17 protein-coding genes are annotated in these 7,867 nt (G+C 56.0%); all 17 read right to left on the reverse strand.

The window, feature by feature from the left end; all coding sequences use genetic code 11:
* Nucleotides 1-4 precede the first annotated feature (4 nt).
* Complete coding sequence (rpsH, locus tag SB765_RS24825; RefSeq protein ID WP_003255471.1) at nt 5-397, reverse strand: 30S ribosomal protein S8; 393 nt, start codon at nt 395-397, stop codon at nt 5-7.
* A gap of 209 nt (nt 398-606) precedes the next feature.
* Complete coding sequence (rpsN, locus tag SB765_RS24830; protein ID WP_009681970.1) at nt 607-912, reverse strand: 30S ribosomal protein S14; 306 nt, start codon at nt 910-912, stop codon at nt 607-609.
* Nucleotides 913-925: 13 nt separating this feature from the next.
* Complete coding sequence (rplE, locus tag SB765_RS24835; protein WP_003255474.1) at nt 926-1,465, reverse strand: 50S ribosomal protein L5; 540 nt, start codon at nt 1,463-1,465, stop codon at nt 926-928.
* Nucleotides 1,466-1,485: 20 nt separating this feature from the next.
* Complete coding sequence (rplX, locus tag SB765_RS24840) at nt 1,486-1,800, reverse strand: 50S ribosomal protein L24 (RefSeq protein WP_003255476.1); 315 nt, start codon at nt 1,798-1,800, stop codon at nt 1,486-1,488.
* Nucleotides 1,801-1,811: 11 nt separating this feature from the next.
* Entirely contained in the window at nt 1,812-2,180 is a 369-nt protein-coding gene (gene rplN / locus SB765_RS24845; RefSeq protein WP_002555479.1) for a 50S ribosomal protein L14, read from the reverse strand.
* A 23-nt stretch (nt 2,181-2,203) separates the two neighbouring features.
* Nucleotides 2,204-2,470 carry a 30S ribosomal protein S17 gene (gene rpsQ / locus SB765_RS24850; protein ID WP_023534981.1) on the reverse strand — a complete coding sequence of 89 codons (267 nt, stop codon included), beginning with the start codon at nt 2,468-2,470 and terminating at the stop codon, nt 2,204-2,206.
* 2 nt (nt 2,471-2,472) lie between these two features.
* Nucleotides 2,473-2,664: a 50S ribosomal protein L29 gene (gene rpmC / locus SB765_RS24855; RefSeq protein WP_002555481.1), complete on the reverse strand. Its 192-nt coding sequence runs from the start codon at nt 2,662-2,664 to the stop codon at nt 2,473-2,475.
* Nucleotides 2,664-3,077, reverse strand: a complete 414-nt coding sequence (gene rplP / locus SB765_RS24860; protein WP_003255479.1) for a 50S ribosomal protein L16 — start codon at nt 3,075-3,077, stop codon at nt 2,664-2,666. The genes rpmC and rplP overlap by 1 nt, the downstream gene beginning before the upstream one ends.
* Nucleotides 3,078-3,089: 12 nt before the next feature.
* A complete protein-coding gene (gene rpsC, locus SB765_RS24865; protein ID WP_003255481.1) occupies nt 3,090-3,776 on the reverse strand; it encodes a 30S ribosomal protein S3 in 687 nt (228 codons plus the stop codon).
* Nucleotides 3,777-3,789: 13 nt separating this feature from the next.
* Nucleotides 3,790-4,122, reverse strand: a complete 333-nt coding sequence (gene rplV, locus SB765_RS24870) for a 50S ribosomal protein L22 (RefSeq protein WP_003103908.1) — start codon at nt 4,120-4,122, stop codon at nt 3,790-3,792.
* 11 nt (nt 4,123-4,133) lie between these two features.
* Complete coding sequence (gene rpsS, locus SB765_RS24875) at nt 4,134-4,409, reverse strand: 30S ribosomal protein S19 (RefSeq protein WP_003255482.1); 276 nt, start codon at nt 4,407-4,409, stop codon at nt 4,134-4,136.
* A gap of 16 nt (nt 4,410-4,425) precedes the next feature.
* Nucleotides 4,426-5,250, reverse strand: a complete 825-nt coding sequence (gene rplB / locus SB765_RS24880; RefSeq protein WP_008089816.1) for a 50S ribosomal protein L2 — start codon at nt 5,248-5,250, stop codon at nt 4,426-4,428.
* A 14-nt stretch (nt 5,251-5,264) separates the two neighbouring features.
* Entirely contained in the window at nt 5,265-5,564 is a 300-nt protein-coding gene (gene rplW, locus SB765_RS24885; RefSeq protein ID WP_003255484.1) for a 50S ribosomal protein L23, read from the reverse strand.
* Nucleotides 5,561-6,163, reverse strand: a complete 603-nt coding sequence (rplD, locus tag SB765_RS24890; protein ID WP_003255485.1) for a 50S ribosomal protein L4 — start codon at nt 6,161-6,163, stop codon at nt 5,561-5,563. Before rplD ends, rplW begins: the two co-directional genes overlap by 4 nt.
* 12 nt (nt 6,164-6,175) lie before the next feature.
* The gene (gene rplC / locus SB765_RS24895) at nt 6,176-6,811 is read right to left on the reverse strand and encodes a 50S ribosomal protein L3 (RefSeq protein ID WP_003257089.1); all 636 of its coding nucleotides are present in this window, start codon (nt 6,809-6,811) and stop codon (nt 6,176-6,178) included.
* 80 nt (nt 6,812-6,891) lie between these two features.
* Nucleotides 6,892-7,203 (reverse strand): 30S ribosomal protein S10, encoded by a 312-nt coding sequence (gene rpsJ, locus SB765_RS24900; RefSeq protein WP_003186070.1) that lies wholly within the window; start codon nt 7,201-7,203, stop codon nt 6,892-6,894.
* Between the two features lie 142 nt (nt 7,204-7,345).
* A partial coding sequence (locus SB765_RS24905) for an EF-Tu/IF-2/RF-3 family GTPase (protein WP_096010355.1) occupies nt 7,346-7,867 on the reverse strand: 522 nt, incomplete at its 5' end.

The raw sequence follows: 7,867 nt of genomic DNA on the forward strand, positions 1-7,867 counted from the left end.
CCCCTTAGAACACTGTGCACAGAACTTCGCCGCCGACACCGGCAGCGCGCGCAGCGCGATCAGTCATCACACCTTTGTTGGTGGAGACAATAGACACGCCCAGACCGCCACGTACTTTCGGCAGATCGGTGACGGCCTTGTACTGGCGCAGGCCTGGACGGCTGGAGCGCTTCAGTTCCTCGATGACCGGACGGCCTTCGAAGTACTTCAGTTCGATCGACAGGGAAGGCTTGGCTTCACCAGTTACCTGGTAGCCAGCGATGTAACCTTCGTCCTTCAGAACTTTGGCAACCGCGACCTTCAGGGTAGAAGAAGGCATGCTTACGACGGACTTTTCAGCCATCTGGGCATTACGGATGCGAGTTAGCATGTCCGCTAACGGGTCCTGCATACTCATGGGCTAGATGCTCCTGATACAAGAATTATTAGCCTTGCGGCTATGACAACCACCTGAGCGGATTGGGTAAAAAACCCAGGCTCGGGTGAGCCGGTCATTCTAGACACAAGGCAGAAACGAAACAAGCCCCATATAGGGGCTTGTTTCTTGGCGAGGTCACCGGCGGTCGGAAGATTGCTCCCCTTCCGCCGGGATCACACCGACAGCGATTACCAGGAGGCCTTGACCAGACCTGGTACGTCGCCGCGCATTGCAGCTTGACGCAGCATGTTACGGCCCAGGCCGAACTTACGGTATACACCGTGAGGACGACCGGTCAGGCGGCAACGGTTGCGCAGGCGCGAGGCGCTAGCGTCACGTGGCTGCTTCTGCAGAGCGACAACGGCAGCGAAACGCTCTTCTGGAGAGGCATTAACGTTGACGATGGTCGCTTTCAGCTCAGCACGCTTCTTAGCGAACTTGGCTACCGTCAGCTGACGCTTCAGCTCACGGTTTTTCATGCTCTTCTTGGCCATTTTCCTACTCCAATCAGTTGCGGAACGGGAACTTGAAAGCACGCAGCAGAGCGCGGCCTTCGTCGTCCGAACGAGCAGTGGTGGTCAGGGTGATGTCCAAACCGCGCAGAGCATCGATCTTGTCGTAATCGATTTCCGGGAAGATGATCTGCTCTTTCACGCCCATGCTGTAGTTGCCACGGCCATCGAAGGACTTGGCATTCAGGCCGCGGAAGTCGCGAACCCGAGGCAGGGAGATCGCCAGCAGGCGGTCCAGGAATTCGTACATCTTGTCGCTACGCAGGGTCACCTTGACACCGATCGGCCATCCTTCGCGGACTTTGAAGCCAGCGATGGATTTGCGAGCGAAAGTCACGACCGGCTTTTGACCGGTGATCTTTTCCAGGTCAGCTACCGCGTGCTCGATGACTTTCTTGTCGCCGATCGCTTCGCCCAGACCCATGTTCAGGGTGATCTTGGTAACGCGCGGAACTTCCATCACGTTCGACAGCTTAAGTTCTTCCTTAAGCTTAGGAGCGATTTCGTTCCGGTAAATCTCTTTCAGTCGTGCCATGGTCTTCTACCTAGCAGTGTTCAAGCATCAACCGCTTTTTGGGTCGACTTGAAGACACGAATTTTCTTACCGTCTTCTACTTTGAAACCAACGCGGTCAGCCTTGTTGGTTTCGCCGTTGAAGATGGCAACGTTGGAAGCGTGCAGAGGCGCTTCTTTCTCGACGATACCGCCCTGAACGCCCGCCATCGGGTTAGGCTTGGTATGACGCTTGACCAGGTTCACACCACCGATGACCAGACGGTCATCAGCGAGAACCTTCAGCACCTTACCGCGCTTACCTTTGTCTTTGCCGGCGATCACGATGATCTCGTCGTCACGACGAATCTTTTGCATGTCGGATCTCCTTACAGCACTTCAGGGGCGAGCGAGACGATCTTCATGAACTTCTCAGTACGAAGTTCACGGGTCACTGGCCCGAAGATGCGAGTGCCGATCGGCTCTTGCTTGTTGTTCAGCAGAACAGCAGCGTTGCCGTCGAAACGAATGATGGAACCGTCAGCGCGACGAACACCGTGACGGGTGCGCACGACAACAGCAGTCATCACTTGGCCTTTTTTGACCTTACCGCGCGGAATTGCTTCCTTGACAGTAACCTTGATGATGTCACCGATGCCGGCGTAACGACGGTGCGAGCCGCCGAGCACCTTGATGCACATGACGCGACGAGCGCCGCTGTTATCGGCCACATCGAGCATGGATTGAGTCTGAATCATAAAATTTCTCCGACCCCTAGCCCTTAGACTTCAACAGCGCGTTCGAGGACTTCAACCAGTGCCCAGGACTTGGTCTTGGCCAGCGGACGGGTTTCGGTAATCGAAACCTTGTCGCCGATCTTGCACTGGTTGGTTTCGTCGTGCGCGTGCAGCTTAGTCGAACGCTTAACGTATTTACCGTAGATCGGGTGCTTAACGCGACGCTCGATCAGAACGGTGATGGTCTTGTCCATTTTGTCGCTGACGACACGGCCAGTCAGCGTACGGACGGTTTTTTCAGCTTCAGCCATGATCACTTACCTGCCTGCTGGTTGAGCACAGTTTTCACGCGAGCGATGTCACGCTTAACTTGCGAGAGCAGGTGCGACTGCCCCAACTGGCCAGTTGCTTTCTGCATACGCAGATTGAACTGGTCACGCAGCAAGCCGAGCAGTTGCTCGTTCAGCTGCTGTGCCGATTTTTCACGAAGTTCATTCGCTTTCATCACATCACCGTCCGCTTAACAAAGGAGGTGGCGAGAGGCAGCTTTGCAGCAGCCAGGGCGAAAGCTTCGCGCGCCAGCTCTTCAGAAACACCCTCGATCTCGTACAGGACTTTGCCTGGCTGGATCTGGGCAACCCAGTATTCCACGGAGCCCTTACCTTTACCCATACGAACCTCGAGAGGTTTCTTGGAGATCGGCTTGTCCGGGAACACACGGATCCAGATCTTGCCGCCACGTTTAACGTGACGGGTCAGCGCACGACGTGCGGACTCGATCTGGCGAGCGGTGAGGCGACCGCGAGCAACAGCTTTCAGGGCGAATTCGCCGAAGCTGACTTTGCTACCGCGCAGTGCCAGACCACGGTTGTGGCCGGTCATCTGCTTGCGGAATTTTGTACGCTTTGGTTGCAACATTTGGCGTACCCCTTACTTAGCAGCTTTTTTACGAGGCGCTGGTGCTTGTGGTTTCAGTTCTTCTTGGCGACCACCAATAACTTCGCCTTTGAAGATCCAAACCTTCACACCGATCACACCGTAAGTGGTGTGAGCTTCGTAGGTGTTGTAGTCGATATCGGCACGCAGGGTGTGCAGAGGCACACGACCTTCGCGATACCACTCGGTACGAGCAATCTCGGCACCGCCGAGACGACCGCTCACCTGGATCTTGATGCCCTTGGCACCAATACGCATGGCGTTCTGTACGGCGCGCTTCATGGCGCGACGGAACATTACGCGGCGCTCCAGCTGCTGAGCTACGCTCTGCGCAACCAGCATAGCGTCGAGTTCCGGCTTGCGGATCTCTTCGATGTTGATGTGCACAGGCACACCCATCTGCTTGGTCAGGTCCTGACGCAGCTTCTCAACATCTTCACCTTTCTTGCCGATAACGATACCGGGACGAGCAGTGTGGATGGTGATGCGTGCAGTTTGAGCCGGACGATGAATATCGATACGGCTTACGGACGCGCTTTTTAGTTTGTCTTGGAGGTACTCACGCGTTTTCAGATCCTTCAAGAGGTAATCTGCGTAAGTAGCACCGTCTGCGTACCAGACGGAGGTGTGCTCCTTGACGATTCCCAGGCGAATGCCAGTGGGATGTACTTTCTGACCCATCTGATCGACTCCGTTACTTGTCCGCAACCTTGACAGTGATATGGCAAGACCGCTTGACGATGCGATCAGCACGGCCTTTGGCACGTGGCATGATACGCTTCAGCGAACGCCCTTCGTTGACGAAGACGGTGGAGACCTTCAGGTCATCAACGTCTGCGCCTTCGTTGTGTTCGGCGTTGGCTACGGCCGACTCGAGGACTTTCTTCATGATTTCAGCGGCTTTTTTGCTGCTGAAGGCCAACAGGTTGAGCGCTTCGCCCACCTTCTTCCCGCGGATCTGGTCGGCGACCAAGCGGGCTTTCTGGGCGGAGATGCGAGCGCCCGACAACTTAGCGGCTACTTCCATTTCCTTACCCCTTAACGCTTGGCTTTCTTGTCAGCCACGTGCCCGCGATAGGTGCGGGTACCGGCGAACTCGCCCAGTTTGTGGCCGACCATGTCTTCGTTCACGAGAACTGGAACATGCTGGCGACCGTTGTGAACCGCGATGGTCAGACCGACCATTTGTGGCAGGATCATCGAGCGACGCGACCAGGTTTTAACTGGCTTGCGATCGTTCTTCTCCACCGCCACTTCGACCTTCTTCAACAGGTGAAGATCGATAAAAGGACCTTTTTTCAGAGAACGTGGCACTGTCGTATCCCTCTAGTTACTTGCGACGACGGACGATCATGTTGTCGGTACGCTTATTACCACGGGTTTTAGCACCCTTGGTTGGGAAGCCCCATGGCGATACCGGATGACGACCACCGGAGGTACGACCTTCACCACCACCATGTGGGTGGTCAACCGGGTTCATGGCAACGCCACGAACGGTTGGGCGAACGCCGCGCCAGCGTTTGGCACCTGCTTTACCCAGCGAACGCAGGCTGTGCTCGGAGTTCGAGACTTCGCCCAGGGTCGCACGGCACTCAGCCAGTACTTTACGCATTTCACCGGAACGCAGACGCAGAGTCACGTATACGCCGTCACGAGCGATCAGCTGAGCCGAAGCACCAGCGGAACGAGCGATCTGAGCACCTTTACCCGGCTTCAGTTCGACGCCGTGAATGGTGCTACCTACTGGGATGTTGCGCAGCTGCAGGGAGTTACCGGCCTTGATTGGGGCCAGGGCACCTGCGATCAGCTGGTCGCCAGCGCTCACGCCTTTAGGGGCGATGATGTAGCGACGCTCACCGTCTGCGTAGCACAGCAGGGCGATGTGAGCAGTACGGTTTGGATCGTATTCGATACGCTCGACAGTGGCTGGGATGCCATCTTTGTCGTTGCGACGGAAGTCGACCAGACGGTAATGCTGCTTATGACCACCACCAACGTGACGAGTGGTAATACGGCCATTGTTGTTACGACCACCAGACTTCGATTTCTTCTCGAGCAGCGGTGCGTGAGGAGCGCCTTTGTGCAGCTCCTTGTTGACCACCTTGACCACGAAACGGCGGCCAGGGGAAGTCGGTTTGCATTTAACGATTGCCATGATGCACCCCTTCCTTACTCAGCACTGCTGCTGAAATCGAGATCTTGGCCTGGCTGAAGGGAGACGATCGCCTTCTTCCAGTCATTGCGCTTGCCCAGACCACGTGCGGTACGCTTGGTTTTACCCAGAACGTTAACAGTCGACACGTTTTCAACTTTTACGTTGAACAGGCCTTCGACAGCTTTCTTGATTTCCAGCTTGGTTGCATCGGTAGCAACCTTGAATACGAACTGGCCTTTTTTCTCAGCCAGAACGGTAGCCTTCTCGGAAACGTGCGGGCCAAGGAGGACTTTAAATACGCGTTCCTGGTTCATCCCAGCAGCTCCTCGAATTTCTTCACGGCCGAGACAGTGATCAACACTTTCTCGTATGCGATCAGACTGACCGGGTCGGAACCCTGTACGTCACGTACATCGACGTGCGGCAGGTTGCGAGCAGCCAGGTACAGGTTCTGATCAACAGCGTCGGAGACGATCAGTACGTCGCTCAGACCCATGCCGTTCAGCTTGTTCAGCAGATCTTTGGTTTTCGGTGCTTCAACAGCGAAGTCCTGAACCACGACCAGACGGTCGCTACGCACCAGCTCAGCGAGGATGGAGCGCAGAGCTGCGCGATACATCTTCTTGTTGAGCTTCTGCGAGTGATCTTGAGGGCGAGCTGCGAAGGTTACACCACCGCCACGCCAGATCGGACCACGAGTGGTACCAGCACGAGCACGGCCAGTACCCTTCTGACGCCATGGGCGCTTACCGCCACCAGCCACGTCGGAACGGGTCTTTTGCTGCTTGGTGCCCTGACGGCCGCCGGCCATGTAGGCCACGACTGCTTGGTGAACCAGCGTCTCGTTGAATTCGCCACCGAAAGTCAGTTCGGAAACTTCGATCGCCTGAGCGTCATTTACATTGAGTTGCATGTCAGTTTCCCCTTAACCGCGAGCCTTGACAGCTGGACGTACAACCACGTCGCCGCCAGTAGCGCCAGGAACGGCACCCTTGACGAGCAGCAGGTTGCGTTCAGCGTCTACGCGAACTACTTCCAGGGACTGAACAGTCACGCGCTCGGCGCCCATGTGACCGGACATTTTCTTGCCCTTGAACACACGACCAGGAGTCTGGCACTGGCCGATGGAACCAGGCACACGGTGCGACACGGAGTTACCGTGGGTGTTGTCCTGACCACGGAAGTTCCAGCGCTTGATGGTACCGGCGAAGCCTTTACCTTTGGACTGACCAGTAACGTCTACCAGCTGGCCTGCAGTGAAGAGTTCAGCTTTGATCAGATCGCCAGCCTGGAAATCGCCTTCTTCAAGACGGAACTCCCAAACACCGCGACCAGCGGCAACGTTAGCCTTGGCGAAATGGCCTGCCTGAGCGGCAGTCACACGCGAAGCACGACGCTCGCCGACAGTGACTTGCACTGCACGGTAGCCATCGGTTTCCTCAGTTTTGAACTGGGTGACGCGATTCGGTTCGATCTCAATGACCGTGACCGGAATGGAGACACCTTCTTCGGTGAAAATGCGGGTCATACCGCATTTGCGACCGATTACACCAATAGTCATGTTGTAAACCTCATGAGTGTACGGGGCTTTCACCCGCTATGGCCGCCCATTTCAGAGCGTTACACGACTAGACCGAAGTCTTAGCCGAGGCTGATCTGAACTTCCACACCTGCCGCCAGATCAAGCTTCATCAGCGCGTCAACGGTTTTATCCGTTGGCTGGACGATGTCCAGAACACGCTTATGAGTGCGAATCTCGTACTGGTCACGCGCGTCTTTGTTGACGTGCGGGGAGACCAGAACGGTGAAACGCTCTTTGCGGGTAGGCAGTGGAATCGGACCACGCACTTGTGCACCAGTACGTTTCGCGGTTTCCACGATTTCCTGGGTGGATTGGTCGATCAGGCGATGGTCGAAAGCCTTCAACCTGATACGGATTTGCTGATTTTGCATTGGATTTCAGACTCCAGGCTGTTCCCAACGGACGCACTACGCCCGCTAAAAGGAGGCGTGATTCTATAGACGCCCCAATTTAGTGTCAACCCAATAAAAAAAGCCCCCGCTGAGCGGAGGCCTTTTTCAATCGGTCGAGTGATTACTCGATGATTTTGGCTACGACGCCGGCGCCGACGGTACGACCGCCTTCACGGATAGCGAAGCGCAGACCGTCTTCCATTGCGATGGTCTTGATCAGGGTAACAGTCATCTGAATGTTGTCACCTGGCATTACCATTTCAACGCCTTCCGGCAGTTCGCAGTTACCGGTCACGTCAGTGGTACGGAAGTAGAACTGAGGACGGTAGCCTTTGAAGAACGGAGTGTGACGGCCGCCTTCTTCCTTCGACAGGACGTAGACTTCTGCGGTGAACTTGGTGTGCGGCTTGACCGAACCTGGCTTGACCAGAACCTGGCCACGCTCAACGTCGTCACGCTTGGTACCACGCAGCAGAACGCCGCAGTTCTCGCCAGCACGACCTTCGTCCAGCAGCTTGCGGAACATCTCAACACCGGTGCAGGTGGTGGTGGTGGTGTCACGCAGACCAACGATTTCCAGCGGATCCTGAACGCGGACGATACCACGCTCGATACGGCCAGTAACAACGGTACCACGACCCGA

The organism is Pseudomonas sp. SIMBA_067, assembly GCF_046534675.1.
GTDB lineage: Bacteria > Pseudomonadota > Gammaproteobacteria > Pseudomonadales > Pseudomonadaceae > Aquipseudomonas > Aquipseudomonas putida.